This is a genomic window from Kitasatospora sp. NBC_01246 (assembly GCF_036226505.1).
Classification (GTDB): domain Bacteria; phylum Actinomycetota; class Actinomycetes; order Streptomycetales; family Streptomycetaceae; genus Kitasatospora.
The window spans coordinates 8,527,899-8,548,866 of the sequence record NZ_CP108484.1 but is presented as its reverse complement, the minus strand read 5'-3'; the positions used below and the strand labels follow the sequence as shown (position 1 = coordinate 8,548,866).

The following is a 20,968-nucleotide window of genomic DNA, read 5'->3' as shown; positions in this document are numbered from 1 at the left end:
GACGGCGTCCCGGATGACCGGCCCCGTCACGTCGGTTCCTCCGTGGAGACGACCAGGAGCTTCGTCACCGAGCCGTCCTCGCCGACGACGTCGCGCAGGTGCCGGAAACCCAGACGGCGGCACATCTCCAGACTCGCGGTGTTCTCCGCGCCCACCATCCCGTAGGCCTCCTTGAGTCCGAGGTGGTCCGCGGCGTGGCGCAGCAGGCCGCGGACGGCCTCGCTGCCCAGTCCCCGGCCCCAGAACTCGGGGGCGAGGGCGGTGATCAGTTCGTGGCCGTCGACGTTTCCGGTCTTCTTCAGCTCCGCGTGGCCCGCGTATCTCCCGTCCTGCCACAGGCCCCACACGTCGAACAGGTCCTTGGGGTACACGTCCGTCCGGATCGCGCGGAACAGCACGCGCAGCTCCGACTCGGGAGCGCGTTCCTGGCCCATCCAGTGGCACACCTCCTCGATGCGCAGCAGTGCGACGAAGGCGTCCTCGTCCTCGGGCCGGTAGGGGATGAAGTCGAGGCGCTCGGTGCGCAGGGCGGGGGTCATGGCGGGCTCCGATCGGGGTGGGCGCCGTGGCGGTGGCAGGGAGCGGGGGGGTAAGAGGGGGCGGGGGCGCCGGGCCGGCGTTGTGCGGCCGGCGCCCCCGGTCGGGTGGCGGGTCAGGACTCGCTGTTCGCCATGCGCTCGCGCAGGCTGCGCGGGCGCATGTCGGTCCAGACCTCGTCGACGTAGGCCATGCACTCGGCCTCGGTGCCCTCCTTGCCGACGCTCTGCCAGCCCGCGGGTACCTCGATGTCGGCCGGCCAGAGCGAGTACTGCTCCTCGTCGTTGCACAGCACCTGGTAGCGGGTGTTCTCGTCCATGTCACGTTCCTCGGTGGTAGCTGGGGTGCGGTCGGCGGTGATGGTCGGGCGGGCGCGCGGGGGGCCGCGGCCCGCCGGCGGGTACGGCGCGGTCATCGGCTTCCTCGGGCGTGCCGGGCGATGTGGCGCAGGGCCTCGCCGAACTCCTCGGCGACCCCGCGCACACTGGCCGTGTCGTGGACGGCGGGGCGGTGGTGCCAGGTGAAGGCGAGGCGGCCGTCCTGGACCGCGCCCACCACCTCCAGCGGGTGGGAGCCGCCGTCGCGGGGGTCGTGGTCCTGCCCGAACGAGCCGCGCTCGACGCGCACCAGGCCGCGGCCGGCGTTCTCCGGGCGGGAGTCCCACTGGCCGAGGTAGTTGAAGACCACCTCGCCCCGGGCGCCGGCGGCGAGCCGCTCGCGGACCTCGGGCGGGCCGAAGGTGCGCAGCGCGCCGTAGCCGAGCCCGTTGCCCGGCACCGCGCGCAGTTGGCGGCGCACCGACTTCACCAGGGACCGCCAGTCGCGGTCGGGTCCGAACTCGCCGGGTGCGGGCACCTGGAAGGCGACCGGGTAGACGGTGGTGAACCAGCCGACCGTGCGGGAGAGGTCGACGCCGTCGAGCACGTCCTCGCGGCCGTGTCCCTCCAGGTCCAGCCGGACCTGTTCGCTTCCGGTCCAGCGGGCCAGCGCCAGGGCGAGTGCGGCCAGCAGGACGTCGTTGACCCGGGTGCGGTAGGCCGTCGGCGCGGCCCGCAGCAGAGCTGCGGTGTCCGCCTCGTCCAGTTGCACGCTCACCGTCGCCCGCTCGCCCGCCCCGGTGTCGGCGTCGGTGTCGGCGGGGCGGGCCGCCCGGGCGGGGCCGGCGGACACCGCCTGTTCCCAGTGGGGCAGTTCGTCGTCCAGGGCGCCCGCGGCGACGTGGGCGGCGAGTCCGAGCGCCCAGTCCCGGAAGGACGTGCCGCGTTCGCCGAGGGTGACCGGTTCGCCCTGCTCGGCCTGCCGGTAGGCGCTCTCCAGGTCGTCACCCAGGATGCGCCAGGAGACGGCGTCGACGACCAGGTGGTGGGCGACCAGGAGCAGCAGGACCGGTTGGCCGGGGTCACCGGTGAACAGCGCCGCCCGCAGGAGCGGGCCGCGGGCCAGGTCGAATCCGGCGTGCAGGTCGTCGGCGGCCCGTGCGACGGCGGCGGCGGCCTGTTCGGATGTCTGCCCGGTCAGGTCGTGGTGTTCCAGAACGTCGTCGGCGGGGGCGGGCGGCGGGTTGAACTGGTGCCAGCCCGCCTCGTCCCGGGTGAAGCGCATGCGCAGCGCGTCGTGGTGCTCCAGCAGGGCGTGCAGGGCCGTGCGCAGCGCCCGCGGGTCGGGGGCGGCGCCGAGTTCGAGGAGCGTCGACTGGTTGAAGTGGTGGTGGGCGGCGCGCGGGGTGCCGAGGAACCATTCCTGGATGGGCGTGAGCGGCACCTCGCCGGTCACCGGTGCGTCGTCGGCGTGCTGCGGGGCGTCGCGCACGACGGTGGCCAGCTGTGCGACGGTCTGGTGGCTGAACAGGTCCCGGGTCGCCAGGTGCAGGCCGTCCCGGCGCAGCCGCGAGACCACCTGCATGCTCAGGATGGAGTCGCCGCCGAGGACGAAGAAGTTGTCGTCGGCGCCGATCTCCTCGATGCCCAGTACGTCGGACCAGATCCGGGCGATCCGGCGTTCGGTGTCGGTGCGCGGAGCGACCCGTGGCCCGGCGGCGGCCTGGGCGGGTCCGGGGTCGGGCAGCGCCCGGCGGTCGGTCTTGCCGCTCGGGGTGAGCGGCAGCCGCTCCAGTGGCACGAAGAGGGAGGGGACCATGTGCGGGGGCAGCAGCTCGGCCAGGTGCGCGCGCAGCTCGGCGACGGGCACCCGGTCCGCCAGGGGACCGGCGCAGCTGTCGGCGAGGACGAGGTAGGCGACCAGCCGGGCGGGCCCGGCTCCCGGGCCGTCCCCGGCTTCGCCGGTACGCACGGTGACGACCGCGTCCCTCACCAGGGCGCTGCGGCGCAGCGCACTCTCCACCTCGCCGGGCTCGATCCGGAAGCCGCGCAGCTTGACCTGGTCGTCCATCCGACCCACGAAGCGCAGCTCTCCGTCGCCGTGGCGGCGCGCGAGGTCGCCGGTGCGGTACATCCGGTCCCCCGGCGCGCCGAACGGGTCGGCCACGAAGCGGGCGGCGGTCAGGCCCGGGCGGTTCAGGTAGCCGCGGGCCAGGGCGGGCCCGGCGACGTACAGCTCCCCGGTCACACCGGGCGGGACCGGCCGTAGGGCGGCGTCCAGCAGGTAGACGCTGGTGGGACCGGCGGGGCGGCCGATCGGGGGGGTGCCCGCGCCCGCCGCCAGCGGGCCGGTCCAGCTGGCGACCACGGTGGCCTCGGTGGGGCCGTACGAGTTGACCATCCGCCGTCCGGGGGCCCAGGTGTCGACCAGGTCGGCCGGGCAGGCCTCGGCCCCGACGATGAGGGTGCGCAGCGCGGGCAGCGCGCCGGCCGCGGCCGGGTCCACGGTGGCCAGGGCCGCCGGCGGGATCAGCGCGTGGCTGATCCGCCGGGCGGCGAGCACCTCGGCCAGCCGCTCGCCGACCAGCGGGCCCTCTTCGCCGGTGACCAGCGTGGCCCCGCTGAGCAGTGAGACGCACAGCTCCAGCACCGAGGCGTCGAAGCTGGGCGAGGCGAACTGGAGGATCCGGTCGCCGGGGCCGGCCGCGTACTGCTCGGCGGCGGCCGCGGCGAAGCCGGCCAGTCCGCGGTGGGTGACCACCACGCCCTTGGGTGTCCCGGTCGATCCCGAGGTGTAGATGACGTAGGCGGGGTGGCCGGTGCTGAGCGCGGTGGTGCGGTCGGCGTCGGTGGGCGGTGTCGGCGCTCCGTCGGCGGTCCACACCTCGGCGGGGTCGTCGAGCACCAGGAAGGCGCCCGCGTCGCGCACCATGAAGTCCTTTCGCCGGGTCGGGTAGTCGGGGTCGACCGGGAGGAAGGCGCCGCCGGCCTTGCTCACGGCGAGCTGCGCCACCACCGTCTCGGCCGCGCGCGGCAGCGCCAGGGCCACCACCCGCTCCGGCCCCACGCCCTGGCGGATCAGCCGGTGGGACAGCCGGTTGGCCGCCCGGTCCAGCTGCGCGTAGGTCAGTTCACGTTCGCCGTCCAGCAGCGCCACCGCGTGGGGAGTGCGGGCCGCCTGCTGTTCGAACAGCTCGGGCAGGGTCGCCTCGGGCACCGGCCGGAACGTCCCCCGGGCCTGGTCGAGCAGGGCCTTCAGCTCGTCGTCGGAGGCCAGCGGCAGGGCGCCGATGGGGCGTTCGGGGTCCTCCGCGACGGCGGCGAGCAGGGTGGCGAGCTGGTCGGCGATGCGCTCGGCGGTGACCGCGTCGAACAGGTCGGTGTTGTAGCTGATCAGGGCGCGCAGCGCTCCGGAGTCCGTCTCGGCGAACTCCAGGGTGAGGTCGAACGGCGCCTGTTCCAGCTCGGTCTCGACATCGGTGACGGCGAGGCCGGGAAGTTCCAGGTCGGCGGCCGGGGTGTTCTGCAGGACGACCATGACCTGGAAGAGCGGGCTGCGGCTGGTGTCGCGGACCGGCTGCACCTCGTCGACCACCCGTTCGAACGGCACCTCCTGGTGCGCGAAGGCGTCCAGCACCGTGTGCCGCACGCCGCCGAGGAACTCGGTGAAGGGCTGCCCCGCCTCGACCCGGGAGCGCAGGACCAGGGTGTTGACGAAGAACCCGACGAGGTTCCGCGTCTCGGCCCGGTCGCGGCCGGAGGTGACGGTGCCGACCGCGATGTCCGCGTCCCCGGTGAGCCGGGCGAGGTAGGCCTGGGTGGCGGCGACCAGCGTGGTGAACAGGGTGGCGCCCTGCTCCCGGCCGACCCGGGCCAGCCGGCGGGCGGTCGGGGCGGGCACCTCCAGGCGGGCGGTGGCTCCGTTGCTGGTGCGCACCGCGGGCCGCGGCCGGTCGGTGGGCAGGTGGAGCGGCTCGGCGTCCGCCAGCTGCTTCCTCCAGTAGTCGAGCTGATCGTCGGCGGCGGCGGCGCCGGCCGTGCGCTGCCAGTGCGCGTAGTCGGCGTACTGCACCGGCAGGGGCGGCAACTGGGCTTCGTCGGAGCCCAGTTCGGCGCGGTAGAGGTGGGCCAGGTCGGTGAGCAGGACGGAGGTCGACCAGCCGTCGGTGACGATGTGGTGCAGGGTGAGGGCCAGCACGTGGTCACCGTCGGCCAGCCGGACCAGGGCGACCCGCAGCAGCGGACCCCGACGCAGGTCGAAGGGTCGGCCCCGCTCGTCGGCGAGCAGCCCGCGCAGCGCCGAGTGCCTTTCCTGCTCGGGCAGTTCGGACAGGTCGTGGAGCGCGAGCGGCACCTCCCGCGGCTGATGGACGAGCTGGACGCCACGCCCGTCGACGCTGTCGAAGGTGGTGCGCAGCGACTCGTGGCGGGCCACCAGCGCGTCCAGGGCCGCGCCGAGGGCGCCGAGGTCCAGGGCGCCGTGCAGGCGAAGCGCGAGCGCGGTGACGTACTCGGTGCCACCGGGCTTGAACTCCTCCAGGAACCAGAGGCGTTGCTGGGCGTAGGACATCGGCGGCGCCGCTTCGCGGGCGACCGGGACGACGGCGGGGTCCGCGCCGCAGGGTTGCCGCTCCTGCGTGAGCAGCCGGGCCAGTCCGGCCGGGGTGGGGTGGAGGAAGACCGCGCGGGGCGTCAGGTCGGTGCCGAACGCCTCGGCCAGCCGGGCGGCGAGCCGGATGCTGAGGATGGAGTCCCCGCCCAGCTCGAAGAAGCCGTCTTCCACACCGGGCGGCGCTGTGCCCAGCACCTCCCCGAAGACCTCCGCCGTGCGGCGTTCGGCCTCGGTGCGCGGCGCGAGGCGCTCACGGGACCCGGCGTCGCGGTCGGCGTCCGGCGCCGGAAGTGCCGCGCGGTCGAGCTTGCCGTTGCGGCTCAGCGGAAGGGCGGCGAGCGGGACGAAGGCGGTGGGGACGAGGTAGTCGGGCAGCAGGCGGGCGGCGAAGTCCCGCAGCTGCGCCAGGTCGGCGCCCGCGGGGCCGACGACGTACGCCACCAGCTGTCGGGCGCCGGGGCGGTCCTCGCGGACGACCACGGCGGTGTCGGCGACCCCCGGGTGCGCGGCCAGCGCGGCCGCCACCTCGCCGGGCTCGACCCGGAAGCCGCGGATCTTCACCTGGTCGTCGGTGCGGCCCAGGAACTCCACGGCGCCGTCCGGCCGCCGCCTGGCCAGGTCGCCGGTGCGGTACATCCGCTCCCCCGGCGCGCCGAACGGGTCGGCCAGGAAGCGTGCCGCGCTCTCACCGGGCCGGCCCAGGTAGCCGCGCGCCAGGCCCTCACCGGCGACGAACAGCTCGCCCGCGCAGCCGGGCGGCACGGGCCGCAGGCGGCGGTCGAGGACGTACACCCGCTTGTCGTCCAGGGGGTGGCCGACGGGCACGGTGTCGGGCACCGCCGCCGGGTCCGCGAGGGCGAAGGAGGTCGCGAAGACGGTGGTCTCGGTGGGTCCGTAGCCGTCCACCACGCACAGGCCGGGGCAGGCGGCGAGGACCCGGCGCACGGCGGCGGCGGGCACCACGTCGCCGCCGGTCCACAGCCGGCGCAGGCCCGTGAAGCAGTCCGGCGCGTCCTGGGCCAGCAGGCGGAAGAGCCCGGCGGTGAGCCACAGCGCCGTCAGGCCGCCGGACGTCAGCCGCCGCAGCAGCGCCGCGTCCACCGGCCCGTCGGGGGCGACGACCACCCGCCCGCCGTTGAGCAGCGGTGCCCAGACCTCGAAGGTGCTCGCGTCGAAGGCCACCGGGGAGTGCAGCAGCACCTGTTCGCAACCACCGTCGGTGAAGCGGCTGTCGGTGGCCAGCGAGGCCACGTCGCGGTGCCGGACCGCCACCGCCTTGGGCTCGCCGGTGGATCCGGAGGTGAACATCACGTAGGCCAGCCGGTCGGGGTCGGCCGGCGGCGCGGACAGCACGGGCTGCCCGGCCGCCTCGGTACGGACGGCGGCGACCTGGTCGGTGGTGAGCTGGACGGTGGCGCCGGCCAGGGCGAGCAGCGCGCGGCGGCGTTCCTCGGACGCCCGGACGTCCACCGGGACGTAGGCACCGCCCGCCTTGAGGACGGCGAGCTGGGCGACGACGAGCTCGACCGAGCGGTCCATCGCCAGCGCCACCCGCCCCTCGACGGCCAGGCCGTCGGCCAGCAGCCGGGCGGCCAGCCGGTCCGACCACCGGTCGAGCCGGCGGTAGGTCAGGTCGTCCTCGCCGTGCCGCACCGCGACCGCCTCGGGTGTGCGGCGGGCCTGCTCGGCGAAGAGCGCCACCGGGCTCTGCGCCGCCGCCGGGCGGGCGGTGCTCTGCCAGGACGCCAGCAGCTCCCGGTCGGCCGCGGTCAGCGGCTCCAGCTCGCCCACCTCACCGTCCAGACCGTCGGCGAGGGCGGTGAGCAGCACGGCCAGGCGCCGGGCCGCGCGCTCCACCGTGGACCGGTCGAACAGCGCGGGGTCGTAGGCCAGGTCGAGGCCGAGCCGCTCGGTCAGGTAGGCACGCAGGCACCACGGGAAGGTGGTGGCGTCGTCGGCCCGTACCTCCGTCACCCGCACACCGGTCCTGGCCGCGACGGACTCGTCGACGGGGTAGTTCTCGAACACCACCATGCTGTCGAAGAGCGCCTCGCCGGCCGGTACCTCGCTCAGCGCCTGGATCCGGGTCAGGGCCAGGTGGTCGAAGGGGCGCCCGTCGCTCTGGCGCGCCTGGAGCTCGCGCAGCCAGGGCAGCACGCCGCCGGTGGCGGGTATCCGGACCCGGGTCGGCACGGTGTTGATGAACATGCCGATCATCGACTCGACGCCGGGCAGCTCCGCCGGCCGGCCCGAGACGGTGGTGCCGAAGACCACGTCGTCGCTGCCGCCGTAGCGCGCCAGCAGCAGGGCCCAGGCCCCCTCGACCACGGTGTTGACGGTCAGTCCGGCGTGCGCGGCCCGCTCCCGCAGCCGCTGGGAGAGGTCCTGGTCCAGCTCGTGGTGGACGGTGGCGGCGGAGCGGGCGCGGTGCGCCTGGCCGGGCACCCGGTCGTACGGAAGCGGGTTGCGCGCGGTGAAGCCGGCCAGGGCGTCGGCCCAGTAGTGCTCGGCCGCCTGCCCGTCCTGCTCGGCCAGCCAGCGCAGGAAGTCCGCGAACGGACGCCTCGACGGGCGGGGCCCCCGCACAGCGCCGCCGGTCAGCGCGGCGTACTGGTCGCAGACCTCGGTCAGCAACTGCCCGCTGCTCCAGCCGTCCAGGATCAGGTGGTGGGTGGACCAGAGCAGCAGCACCTCGTCACCGGGGAGCGCGGCCAGCGTGAGGCGGGTGAGCGGCGCGGCGGTGAGGTCCATGCCCGCCGCGCGATCCGCGGCGAGCAGCCGCTCGGTCTGCGCCTCCTGCCGGTCCGCCGGCAGCTGCCGCCAGTCCAGCAGGGTGACGGGTACCTCGGCTCGCTGGAGCACCAGTTGAACGGGATGCGGCAGGCCCCGCCAGTGCACGCCGGTGCGCAGCGCGGGCGTGCGGTCGGCCAGCAGCTGCCAGGCCTCGGCGAACACGCGCGGGTCGGCCACGCCGGCCAGCCGCACCACGATCCGGTCGAAGTAGGCACCCTCGGTGTCGACCAGCCCGTGGAAGAGCATCCCGGACTGGAGCGGCGTCAGCGGCAGCACGTCGGCGACCTGGCGCCCGTCGCCGACGAGCCGGTCCAGCTGGTCCTGGGTCAGGCCGGCGAGCGGGAAGTCGGAGGGGGTGCGGCCGCCGGCCCCGGGGCGGGCGCAGTGCGCCGCGATCTCGCGCAGGGCGGTGCGCATCTCCTCGGCCAGTGCGCGGACCTCGGCCTCGTCGTAGACGGCCGCCGGGTAGGTCCAGCCCAGTTCCAGGCGCCCGTGCTGGACCACCCCCGTGACGTCCAGGAGGTAGGGGCGGGCTTCGTCCGGGTCGGTGTCGCGGCCGGCCGGGGGCAGCGACGCGCGGTAGAGACCGTCGGCGCCGGCGCTCTCGGCGTCCCACCGGCCGTGGTAGTTGAAGCCGATCCGCGGAGCCGGCGTACCCGCCGGCGCACCGCCCGGCAGCAGGTGGCGCAGCGCACCGTGGCTCAGCCCGCGCAGCGGGACGGCGCGCAGCTGCTCCTTGACCGAGCGCAGCGTCTCGTGCCATCCGGCGTCGGGGTCGACGCTCAGGGCGAGCGGGAACTCGGCGGTGAACCAGCCCACCGTCCGGGACAGGTCCAGGTCGTCGAAGAGGTCCTCCCGGCCGTGCCCCTCCACGCCCACCAGCACGCTCTCGCGACCGCACCAGCGCGCCAGGGTGCGCCCCAGGGCGCTGAGCAGCACGTCGTTGACCTGGGTGCGGTAGACCTCGGGGACCTGGCGCAGCAGGGCCTCGGTCGTCTCCGCGTCCAGCGTCACGGTGACGGTGGCGGCGCCGCCGTGGGTGTTGGGACCGGGCCGGCCGGCGGGCAGGTCGGCCGGGGCCGTGGCGGTCCGCGCCCAGTACGCGGCGTCGGCGGCCAGCGCGCCGGAGCGGGTGTGCTGCTCCAGCCGGGTCGCCCAGTGGCCGTAGGAGGTGCCCGCCGGGGGCAGTTCGGCGCCGCGGCCGGCACCGACCGCCTGGTAGGCCGCTTCGAGGTCGGCCAACAGGATGCGCCAGGAGACGCCGTCCACGGCCAGGTGGTGCACGGTGACGACGAGCTGGCCCGGCTGCCGGGCGCCGCGGTCGAAGAAGAGCACGCGGACCATCCGGCCCTCGGTCGGGTCCAGTTCGGCCTGGGCCGAGGCCGTGGTGTCCTGCACCGCCGCTTCCAGGGCCGCGGGGTCGAGGCCGGCCGCCTCGTACCGGGTGAAGACGCTCCGGGGCGCCTCGGCGAGCACCTCCTGGCGCCAGCCGGTGCCGGTGTGGCGCAGCCGGGTGCGGAGGGCGGCATGGCAGCGCACCAGGGCCGCGGCTGCCTGGTCCAGGGCCGACGGGTCCGCGCCGGGGGCCAGTTCCACCCGCTGGGTCATCGTGAAGCGCATCGGGTCGCCGGGGCGGCGGCCGTCGAGGTACCAGTGCTGGATCGGGGTGAGCGGTGCTTCGGTGGGCGAGGGGTCGCCCCCGGTGTCCGGGCGCGCGCCCGCCGCACCGACCACCAGTGCGAGTTCGGCGACGCTCTGGTGCCGGAAGACGTCCTTGGTGGTCAGCGCGAGCCCGCCGGCCCGGGCCCGGGAGACGATCTGGATGCTGAGGATGGAGTCCCCGCCGAGCGCGAAGAAGTTGTCGTGCGCGCCCACCCGGTCCACACCCAGCACCTCGGCCCAGATCGCGGCCAGCCGCTCCTCGGTGCCGGGCCGCGGCGCCACGAACGCGTTGCCGCTGTCGGGCTGCGCGGGCGGCGCGGGCAGGGCGCGGCGGTCGGTCTTGCCGCTGGAGTTGCGCGGGATCCGCTCCAGCGGGACGAAGGCGGCGGGCACCATGTGGTCGGGCAGCGTCCGCCGCAGCCGGACCCGCAGTTCCTCGGCGGGCGGGATCCGGTCCCCGGCAGGCACCAGGTAGCCGACGAGCATCCGCCGGCCGGCGTGCTCGCGGGCGGTGACGACCGCCTCGGCGACGCCCGGGTGGTCGAGCAGGGCGGCCTCCACCTCGCCGGGCTCGATCCGGAACCCCCGGATCTTGACCTGCTCGTCGGCCCGGCCGAGGAACTCCAGCAGACCCTGGGCGTCCCAGCGGGCCCGGTCGCCGGTGCGGTACATGCGCTCCCCCGGCGCGCCGAACGGGTCGGCCACGAAGCGGGCGGCGGTCAGGCCCGGGCGGTTCAGGTAGCCGCGGGCCACCTGCGCCCCGGCCAGGTACAGCTCCCCCGCCATGCCCGGCGGCACCGGCCGCAGGACCTCGTCGAGCACGTAGGCCCGCAGGTTGCGGCCGGGGCGGCCGACGACCGGGCGCTCGGGGCGGTCCGCGCACCGGCCGTAGAGGGCGTCGACGGTGCACTCGGTGGGCCCGTAGACGTTGTAGGCGGTGACGCCGAGGTCGTGCTGCGCCGCGCACAGCTCCTGCCAGGCGGCGGGCGAGATCGCCTCGCCGCCGACCAGCAGCAGGCCCGGGTGGTGGCGGCCCGCCGCGAACAGCCCGGCGGCCGAGAGTTCACGCAGGTAGGAGGGGGTGACGTTGACCACGTCCAAGCGGCGTTCGGCGATCTGGGCGCAGAAGGCCTCCGGGTCGAGCCGGACGTCCTCGTCGATGAGGTGCACCTCCTGGCCGAACGTGAGCAGCAGCGGGCCCTCCCAGCTGGTGTCGAAGGAGAACGAGGCGCTGAGCGCCATCCGCAGTGGACGCCCGTCCGTCAGGTGCGGCGCGAACAGCCCCGCGCGGTGGTCCTGGCACAGGTTGACCAGCTGGCGGTGCTCCACGGCGACGCCCTTGGGTCGGCCGGTGGAGCCGGAGGTGTAGATGAGGTAGGCCGTGTGCCGCGACAGCAGCGGATGGCGGCGGTCGGCGTCGGTGAGGTCGTGGGCGGGCAGCCGGTCCCACGGCACCTCGTGCAGCTCCCGCTCCGTCAGCAGCGTCCGCGGACGGGCGTCGGCGAGCAGGAAGGCGGCCCGCTCCTCGGGGAGTTCGGGGTCCAGGCAGAGGAGGGTGGCACCCGCCTTGAGCACCGCGAGCAGGGCCACCAGCAGGTCCGAGGTGCGCGGCAGCCGGACCGCGACCACCTGCTCCGGGCCGGCGCCACGGGAGACGAGGTGGCGGGCGAGCCGGTTGGCCCGCCCGTTGAGGGCGGCGTAGTCGAGGGTGGCGTCCCTGGCCACCAGGGCGGTGGCGTGCGGGGTACGGGCGGCCTGCGCCTCGAACAGGGCGGGAAAGGTGGTGTCCGGCACTGCCATCGGCTCGCCCTGCCCCGTCCGGAGCACCCGGCGGCGTTCGTCGGCGGTCATCAACGGCAGGGTGGCGACGGCGCTGCCCGGGTCCTCGGCCACCGCCTCCAGCAGGGTCCGCAGCCAGCCGGCCAGCCGCTCGGCGGTGGCCTCGTCGAACAGGCCGGTGCTGTACTCCAGGTAGCCGGTCAGGCCGCCGTCGCGCTCGACGAAGTCGAAGGCGAGGTCGAAGGTGGCGCTGCGGACCGGCGGTGCCAGCGGTGCCACCTCCAGGCCCGGCAGACGGGGTGCCTCGGTGCCCAGGTTGTGCAGGGCCACCATCACCTGGAACAGCGGCGTGCGGCTGGTGTCGCGCTCCGGCTGGAGGGTGTCCACCAGCCGCTCGAACGGCACCTCCTGGTGGGCGAACGCCGCCAGGACGGTGTCCCGTGACCGGCCCAGCAGCTCGTGGAACGACAGCTCCGGGCGCACCTGGGCGCGCAGCACCAGGGTGTTGACGAAGATGCCCACCACGTCGTGGAGTTCGGGCCGCTCCCGGCCCGAGGCGACGGTGCCCACGGCGACGTCCTGCTGGCCGGCCCAGCGGGCGAGCAACACCTGGCACGCCGTCAGCAGGGTCATGTAGAGGGTGGCGTCGGCCTCCCGCCCGCGCTCGCGCAGCCGTCCGGTCAGCGCGGCGGGCAGGGTGAAGGTCAGCAGGGCGCCGTCCCGGGTGCGGACGGCGGGGCGCGGGCGGTCGGTGGGCAGGTCCAGCGGCTCCAGGCCGTCCAGGGCCTGGCGCCAGTGGGCGAGGTCCGCCTCGGCGCGGTCGGTGCGGGCGCGCTGCCAGACGGCGTAGTCGGTGTACCGCACGGGCAGCTCGGGCAGCTCGGGGCGGCGCCGTTCGAGGGCGGCCGCGTACAGCTCGCCGAGGTCGCGGCCGAGGACGGCCACCGACCAGCCGTCGGTGGCGATGTGGTGCACGGCCAGCACGAGCACGTGCTCGTCCTCGGCCGTCCGCACCAGCCGGGCCCGCAGCAACGGCCCGGCGGCCAGGTCGAACGGGGTGGCGGCGACGCGTTCCAGCAGTGCCTCCAGGAGCGCCGGGGGCTGCCCGCGGAGGTCGTCCACCGGCAGCTCGACCGGCTGCGCCGGGCGCACGCTCTGCCGGGCGCGCCCGTCCTGTTCGGTGAACGTGGTGCGCAGCGCCTCGTGCCGGGCCACCAGGGCGTCCAGCGCGGTGCGCAGGGCGCTCTCGTCGAGCGCTCCGCGCAGGCGCAGCACGGACAGGGTGGTGTACTCGGTGCCGTCCGGCTCGAAGCGGTCGAGGAACCAGAGCCGCTGCTGGGCGTAGGACAGCGGCGGCTCGACGGCCGGGTCGGCGGCGGGGATCGCGTCGGCCGACGGGCTCCCCCCGGCGGCCGGCTCGCCGAGGGCGGCGGCCAGGTCGGCCAGTCTGCCGTGGCTGAACAGCAGCCGGGGCGAGACGTCCGTGCCGAACGCCGCGCGCAGCCGGGAGGTGACCCGGATCGCGAGGATGGAGTCGCCGCCGAGGGCGAAGAAGTCGTCGTCCACGCCGACCTCGTCGGCGTCCAGGACGTCCGCCCAGGCCTCGGCGACCAGCCGTTCGGCCCGGGTGCGGGGGGCGGTGCGGTCGTGGCCGGCCGCGAAACCGTCCGGGCCCGGCGCGGGCAGCGCCCGCCGGTCGAGCTTGCCGTTGACGGTGAGCGGCAGGGCCGCCACCGGGACGTAGGCGGCGGGCACCATGTAGGGGGGCAGCAGCCGCTCCAGGTGCGCGCGCAGCTCGGCGGCGGACGGCGGGGCTTCGGCGCGCTCACCGCCGCCGACCACGTGGGCCACCAGGCGGCGGGTGCCGGCGGTGTCCTCGTACACGCCCACGGCGGCGGCGCCCACACCCGGATGGGCGTGCAGGGCGGCCTCGATCTCGCCGGGCTCGATCCGGTAGCCGCGGATCTTCACCTGCTGGTCGGCGCGGCCCAGGTACTCCAGGGTGGCGTCGGCCCGCCGGCGGGCCCGGTCGCCGGTGCGGTACATCCGGGAGCCGGGACGCCCGAACGGGTCGGCGACGAAGCGGGCGGCGGTCAGGCCCGGGCGGTTCAGGTAGCCGCGGGCGAGGCCCTCCCCCGCGACGAACAACTCGCCCACCGCACCGGGGGGGACCGGCGCCAGGTCGGCGTCCAGCACGTACACCCGCAGGTCGGGGATGCCGGTGCCGATCGGTCCGGGGCCGCCGGCGCGGGCCGTGGCGCGGTCCAGCGGGGCATGGGTGACGTGCACGGTCGTCTCGGTGATGCCGTACATGTTGACCAGGCGCGGCGCGCCGTCCGGGTGGCGGTCGTACCAGTCGGCCAGCCTCGTCACGTCCAGCGCCTCGCCGCCGAAGACCACCGTGCGCAGCGCCAACCGGTCCGCCAGGGCCGGGTTCTCGGCGTCGGCGCGGATCAACGGGTAGAACGCGGACGGGGTCTGGTTGAGGACGGTGACCCGCTCGTCGGCCAGCAGGCGCAGGAAGTCCTCCGGGGAGCGGGCGGTGTCCTCGGGAACCACGACGAGCCGGCCGCCGTGCAGCAGCGGGCCCCAGAGCTCCCACACCGAGAAGTCGAAGGTGTAGGAGTGGAAGAGCGTCCAGACGTCCTCGGCGCCGAAGCCGAACCACTCGGCGGTGCGGTCGAAGAGCCGCACCACGTTGGCGTGCGGGATCACGACTCCCTTCGGGCGCCCGGTGGATCCCGACGTGAAGATGGCGTAGGCCGGGCTCTCGGGCAGCGGGCGGCGGCGCGGGGCGAGCTTGCCGGCCGGGCGCCGCGCGAGGTCGGCGCGCACGTCGGCGTCGCCCAGCGCCAGCACGGGCACGTCGGTGGGCCCCGGCGCGGCGGCGTCCCCGGTGAGCGTCACCAGCGCCACCGGCCGGACGTCGCGCAGCAGCTGGGCCAGGCGCTCGGGCGGCAGCGCCGGGTCGAGCGGCAGGTAGGCCGCGCCGGTCTTGAGGACGGCGAGGACCGCCACCACCAGGTCGGTCGAGCGGGGCAGCGCGAGGGCCACGAACTGCTCGGTCGAGGCGTGGAGTTCGGCCAGTCGGTGGGCGAGCCGGTCGGCCCGCGCGTCAAGCGTGGCGTAGTCGAGGCGCTCGTCGCCGTAGCTCACGGCTTCGGCGTGCGGGGTCCGGGCGGCCTGCGCCTCGAAGAGGTCCACCAGGGTCCGGTCCGGCCGGCCCTGCGCGGCGCCGTTCCAGTCGACCAGCATCCGCCGCCGCTCCTCGGCGGTGGTCCAGGCCAGGGCGCGCAGCGGGCGGTCCAGGCCGCCGGCCAGCTCGGTGAGCAGCAGGCAGAGGCGGTCGGCCAGGGTGCGCGCGGTCCGGGCGTCGAACAGCTCCGGGTCGTAGGCGAGGTCGAAACCGAACCGCTCGCCCTGGTAGGCCCGCAGCACCAGCGGGAAGTTGGTGGCGTCCCGGGAGGAGACGTCGGCCAGTCGCACGCCGGAGCCCGCCGAGCGCGCCTCGTCGAAGGGATAGTTCTCGAAGGCGACCATGCTGTCGAAGAGCGGGCTGCCGGAGGGCACCTCACTCATGCCGGTCAGCTCGGCCAGCGAGACCGCGGCGAAGCGCCGGGCCTCGGCCTGCGCCTCCTGGAGGTCCCGGAGCCACGCCGCGGCGGTGCGCCCGCCGTCCACCCGGACCCGGGTGGGCAGGGTGTTGATGAACATCCCGATCATCGACTCGACACCGGGCAGGTCGTCGGGGCGTCCGGAGACGGTGGTCCCGAACAGCACGTCCCGCTCGGCGCTGTAGCGCGACAGCAGCAGCGCCCAGGCGCCCTGGACCACGGTGCCCATGGTCAGCCCGGCCTGCCGGGCGGTCCGGGCCAGCCGCTGAGACACCTCCTCGGACAGCCCGGCCGGGTGCACCCCCGCCGACCGGGCCTGGTGGAGCCCTCGCCGGACCCGGTCGACGGGCAGCGGGGTCGGGGTGGCGAACCCCTCCAGGACGCCCCGCCAGTGGGCCCTGGCGGCCTCGGCGTCCTGCCCGGCCAGCCAGCGCACGTAGTCGCCGAAGGGCCGGCGTGCGGCCGGTCGCGGCTCGGCGCCGGTGCTGAGCGCCGCGTACTCCTCGAACACGTCGGTGAGCACCTGGGCCAGGCTCCAGCCGTCCAGGATCAGGTGGTGGGAGGTCCAGAGCAGGTGCAGGCGCGCGTCGGGCAGCCGGATCAGGGTGAGCCGCATCAGCGGCGCCGCGGCGATGTCCACGCCGCGCGCGAGGTCCTCCGCGCGCACGGCGGCCACCCGCTCGGCCCGCTCCTGCGGGCCCGCCGCGCGCAGGTCCAGCTGGGTGACCGGTATCCGGGCGCGGCGGTGCACGACCTGGAGCGGGACGGGGACGCCCTCCCACACCACCGAGGTGCGCAGGGCGGGCGTGCGGTCGGCCACCCGCTGCCAGGCGGCGGCGAAGGTGTCGGGGTCGCTCACGCCGTCCAGGAGCAGCGCGGCCTGGTCGACGTACACGTCGTCGGGCCCGCCGACCAGGCGGTGGAAGAGCATGCCCTCCTGGAGCGGGGTGAGGGGCAGCAGGTCCTCCACCGCCCGGCCGTCGCCGACCAGCCGGTCCACGCCGGCCTGGTCCAACCGGGCGAACGGGAAGTCGGACGGGGTGCGGCCGCCGGCGCCGGGGCGGGCGCAGTGCGCGGCGACGGCGGTCAGCGCGGCGGTCAGCGCCGCCGCCAGGTGCTGGACGGTGGCCGCCTCGTGCACCTGGTCGCTGTAGTGCCAGGTGATCTCCAGCTCGCCGTCGGCCACCACGGCGGAGATGTCGAGCAGGTGGTCCAGCGGCGCGTCGGGGGCGATGTCCCGGCCGGGAGCCTCGCCGGCCGGGGCGAAGTCGCCGCCCTCGGCGGCCGCCCACTGGCCGTGGTAGTTGAAGGACACCTGGGGCAGCGGCACCGCCCGCAGGGCGGCCGCGGCCGGGTCGGGCGAGCCGAGGCGGGCCAGCGCCTCGTAGCTCAGGCCCCGCCGGGGGACGGCCCGCAGCCGCTCCTTGACCGCCTTCAGGGTGGCGGCCCAGTCCGGGGCGCCGGCCGTTCCGACCGGGGTGAGGGTGACGGGGTACTGGGTGGTGAACCAGCCGACCGTGCGGGAGAGGTCGGGCTCGTGGCCGGCCGGCCCGCCGAGTTCCTCGCGGCCGTGCCCCTCCAGGGCGACGGCCACCCGCCCGGCGCCCGTCCAGTCGGCGAGCACCCGGCCCAGCGCGCTGAGCAGCACGTCGTTGACCTGGGTGCGGTAGACCGCGGGGACCTGGCGCAGCAGCGCCTCGGTGGTGGCCCGGTCCACCCTGGTCCGAACGGTGCGGACCGAGCCGGCCAGCGGGCTGCCGGGAAGGTCGACGGGCAGCGGGGCCGGCGCGGCCGAGACCTCGTCCAGCCAGTACGGCAGGTCACCGTCGAGGTCCCCGGCCCGAACGCGCTCGGCGACGTGGTGCGCCCAGTCGGTGAACGGGGTCTGCTCGGGGTCCAGTCGAACCGGCTCGCCGGCGGCCGCCTGCCGGTAGGCCAGGGCGAGGTCGGCCAGCAGCACCCGCCAGGAGACGCTGTCCACGGCCAGGTGGTGGGCCGTCACGAACAGCTGGGGCCGGGCGCCGTCGGCGGCCCGCAGCAGGGCCGCGCGCAGCAGCGCGCCGCTGGCCGGGTCGAGGGCCGCGCGGGCCGCGTCGGCCGCGCGGCGCCGGGCGGCGTCCTCGGCCTCGGCGTCGGCGGCGAGGGCGGCCGGGTCGTGGCAGGTCAGCAACCCGCCGACCGGACCGGCTCCGGGGCTCTGGTGCCAGCCGTCGCCGGTGCGGGTGAACCGGGTGCGCAGCGCCGGGTGCGCGGCCGCCACCGCTTCGAGCGCCAGCTCCAGCGCCCGTTCGTCCAGGTCGCGCGGCAGGTCGAGCAGCATCGACATGCTGAAGTGACGCAGCGGGCCGTGGGTGGCGAAGAACCACTCCTGCACCGGGGTCAGCGGCGCGGGTCCGTCGTCCCGCGGTCGCCGCGCCGTCGCCGCCGGGGCGAGCCGGCGGCGGGCCGCCGCGGCGGCGAGGTCGGCGACGCTCTGGTGGCGGAAGACGTCGCTCGAACCGAGCCGCAGGCCCGCGGCTCGGGCCCGGGAGACGGCCTGGATGCTGAGGATCGAATCGCCGCCCAGCTCGAAGAAGTTGTCCGTGACGCCCACCCTGGCGACGCCGAGCACCTCGGCCCAGATGCCGGCCAGCACCTCCTCGTCCGGGGTCCGCGGGGCGACGAACTCCTTCTGCTGCCGGTCCACTTCGAGGTCGGGGGCGGGCAGGGCCCGGCGGTCGAGCTTGCCGCTGGTGGTGAGCGGCAGCGCGTCGAGCGCGGTGAAGGAGGACGGCACCAGGTGGTCGGGCAGCACCTGCCGCAGCGCCGCCCGCAGGTCGGCGGCGGGCGGCACGGCGTATCCGGTGGCGGGCACCAGATAGGCCGCCAGCCGGGCGCGGCCGTGTGCGTCGGGCGCGGCCACCACCGCGGCCGCGCCGACGGCGGGCAGCTCCAGCAGCGCCGCCTCGACCTCGCCCGGTTCGACGCGGTGGCCGCGCACCTTGACCTGGTCGTCGGCCCGCCCGAGGTAGTCCAGGCGCCCGTCGGCGGTCCAGCGGGCCAGGTCTCCGGTGCGGTACATCCGGGCACCGGGCGGCCCGAACGGGTCGGCCGTGAACCGCGCCGCGGTCAGCCCGGGGCGGTCGGCGTAGCCTCGGGCGAGCTGCTCGCCCGCCAGGTACAGCTCGCCGCCGACGCCGGGCGGCACCGGCCGGCGCCGGTCGTCCAGCACGTACGCCCGCACGTTCGGCAGCGGGCGGCCCACCAGCGCCCGGTCGCCGTCCGTGATCCGGCAGGCCAGTGCGTCGACCGTGCACTCCGTCGGGCCGTAGAAGTTGTAGGCGGCCACCCCGGGGTGCGCGGCCAGCTCGCGCCAGAGGGCGGCGCCGACCGCCTCGCCGCCGAGCATCAGCACCCGAGGGCGGTGCCGCGGATCGGTGAGCAGCCCGGCGGGCAGCAGCTGACCGAGGTAGGAGGGGGTCACGTCGAGGAAGTCGACGCGGTGCCGGACCACGTACTCGACCAGCGCCGCCGGATCCATCCGGGTCACCTCGTCGACCACGTGCAGCGGGTGGCCGTCGGCCATCAGCAGCACGCCCTCCAAGGAGGTGTCGAAGGAGAACGAGGCGGTGAGCGCCACCCGCAGCGGGCCGCCGCCCGCGTCGGCGACGAAGCCCGCCCGGTGGGCGGCGAGCAGGTGCGTCACCGCGCGGTGCGCCACCACGACGCCCTTGGGGCGGCCGGTGGAGCCCGAGGTGTAGATGACGTAGGCGGTGTTCGCCGGGCGCAGCGGGGCGAGCCGGTCGGCGTCGACGGGGTCGGTGTCCCGGCCGGTGGCCGGGGCGGCCCGCAACGCGTCCTCGTCCAGGACCAACGCCGGCCGGGCGTCCTCCAGCAGGTAGCGCACGCGCTCCGCGGGCAGGGCGGGGTCGATCGGCAGGTAGCCGGCGCCGGCCTTCCAGACGGCGAGGATCGCCACGATCATGTCGGCGGTGCGCGGCAGCGTCAGCGCGACCAGCCGTTCGGGGCCCGCTCCGAGGGATATCAGGTGGTGCGCGAGCCGGTTGGCCCGGCGGTTGAGCGTCCCGTAGTCCAGCCGCTCGCCCCCGGCGACCAGGGCGAGGGCCGCCGGGGTCAGGGCGGCCCGGCGCTCCAGGAGTTCGGGGTAGCAGGCGTCGTCGACGGGCAGCCGGGCACCGTTCCACTCCCGGGTCACCCGGCGGACCTCCTCGGCGGAGAGCAGCGGCAGGGTGCCCAGCGGCCGGTCCGGTTCGGCGGCGACGCCCTCCAGGAGCCGCAGCAGCTGGTCGGCCATCCGCCGCGCGGTGGACTCGTCGAACAGGTCGCTGCGGTACTCCAGCAGGCCGGTCAGCCCCTCCCCGTCCGGGACGAACTCCACGCTGAGGTCGAAGGTGGCCGCCTGCCGGGGCACGTCGACCAGGGAGACGTCCAGCCCGTGCGCGGCGGCGGGCGCGGGCGGGGCGGGGTGCAGCAGGACCATCACGTCGAAGAGCGGGTTGCGGCCCGCCTCGCGGGGGGCGCCGACCGTCTCCACCAGGCGCTCGAAGGGCGTGTCACCGTGCACGAAGGAGTCGTTGACGGTGGTGGTGGCGGCCGACAGCAGGTCGCGGAAGGACCAGGACCGCTCCACCGGGGTGCGCAGCACCACCGTGTTGACGAAGCAGCCGACGGCCCGCTCCAGGTCGGTGCGGGAGCGCCCGGAGGTCAGGGAGCCCACGGTGATGTCGTCCTGGCCGGACCAGCGGGCCAGCAGCGCCTGGGTGGCGGCGACCAGGGCGGTGTAGAGCGTGCTGTGCTGCTCGGTCACCAGGTCGCGCAGCCGGGCCGTCAGCCGCGCGGAGACGGGGAAGGTGTGGATCGCGCCCGCGCCGGCCTCCTCGCCGCGCCGGGGCCGGTCCAGCGGCAGCTCGGGGGCCACCGCGCCGGCCAGCTGCCCCTTCCAGTAGGCGAGGTGCTTCTCGAGTCGGGTGCCGGAGAGCTGCTCGCGCTGCCACACCGCGAAGTCGGGGTACTGCGTGGCCACCGGGGGCAGCTGGGGGGCCGCGCCCCGGACCAGGGCGGCGTAGGCGGTGCACAGCTCGTCCAGGACCACGCCCATGGACCAGCCGTCGGTGACGATGTGGTGCGCGGTCAGCAGCAGGACGTGCGCGGCATCCGACTCGCGCACCAGCAGCGCCCGCAGCGGTGGGCCCTGGCGCAGGTCGAACGGGCGGGAGTACTCCGCCAGCAGGATCGCGTCGAGGGTCTCCGTCGGGGTCGGCTCGCGAACCGGCAGCGGCACCGGCTCGGCCGGCCGCACGGTCTGCGCCAGTTGGCCGTCGGTCTCCTCGAAGGTGGTCCGCAGTCCCTCGTGGCGTGCCACCACGGCGGCCAGCGCCCGGGCCAGCGCCTCGCGCTCCAGCGGCCCGGTGAAGCGCACGGCGAGGGCGCTGTTGTAGCGGTGGTCGCCGGGCCGCAGCCGGTCCAGGAACCACAGTCGCTGCTGGACGAAGGAGAGGGGCAGCGGGCGGCCGCGGTCGGCGCGCGGGACGGTCCGCCCGGCGCCGGGCCCCTCGCCGCCGGCCTGTCCGGCCAGCCTGCGGCGCAGCGCTTCCCGCAGGTCCGCGGGCAGGGCGGCGGCGCGGTCTCGCTTCGAAGGCGTCATGGTCGTCGGG

At 76.0% G+C, this 20,968-nt stretch carries 3 protein-coding genes; all 3 read right to left on the bottom strand.

What is annotated here, in order from left to right; all coding sequences use genetic code 11:
- Positions 1-26: 26 nt before the first annotated feature.
- The 3 genes from OG618_RS35930 to OG618_RS35920 all read right to left on the bottom strand — a co-directional run bounded on the left by OG618_RS35930 (position 27) and on the right by OG618_RS35920 (position 20,958).
- Positions 27-539 carry a GNAT family N-acetyltransferase gene (locus tag OG618_RS35930; RefSeq protein WP_329491823.1) on the bottom strand — a complete coding sequence of 171 codons (513 nt, stop codon included), beginning with the start codon at positions 537-539 and terminating at the stop codon, positions 27-29.
- 113 nt (positions 540-652) lie between these two features.
- Positions 653-856 carry an MbtH family protein gene (locus tag OG618_RS35925; protein ID WP_329491822.1) on the bottom strand — a complete coding sequence of 68 codons (204 nt, stop codon included), beginning with the start codon at positions 854-856 and terminating at the stop codon, positions 653-655.
- Between the two features lie 92 nt (positions 857-948).
- On the bottom strand, positions 949-20,958 hold the full coding sequence (locus tag OG618_RS35920) for a non-ribosomal peptide synthase/polyketide synthase (protein ID WP_329491821.1): 20,010 nt from the start codon (positions 20,956-20,958) through the stop codon (positions 949-951).
- Positions 20,959-20,968: the final 10 nt, after the last annotated feature.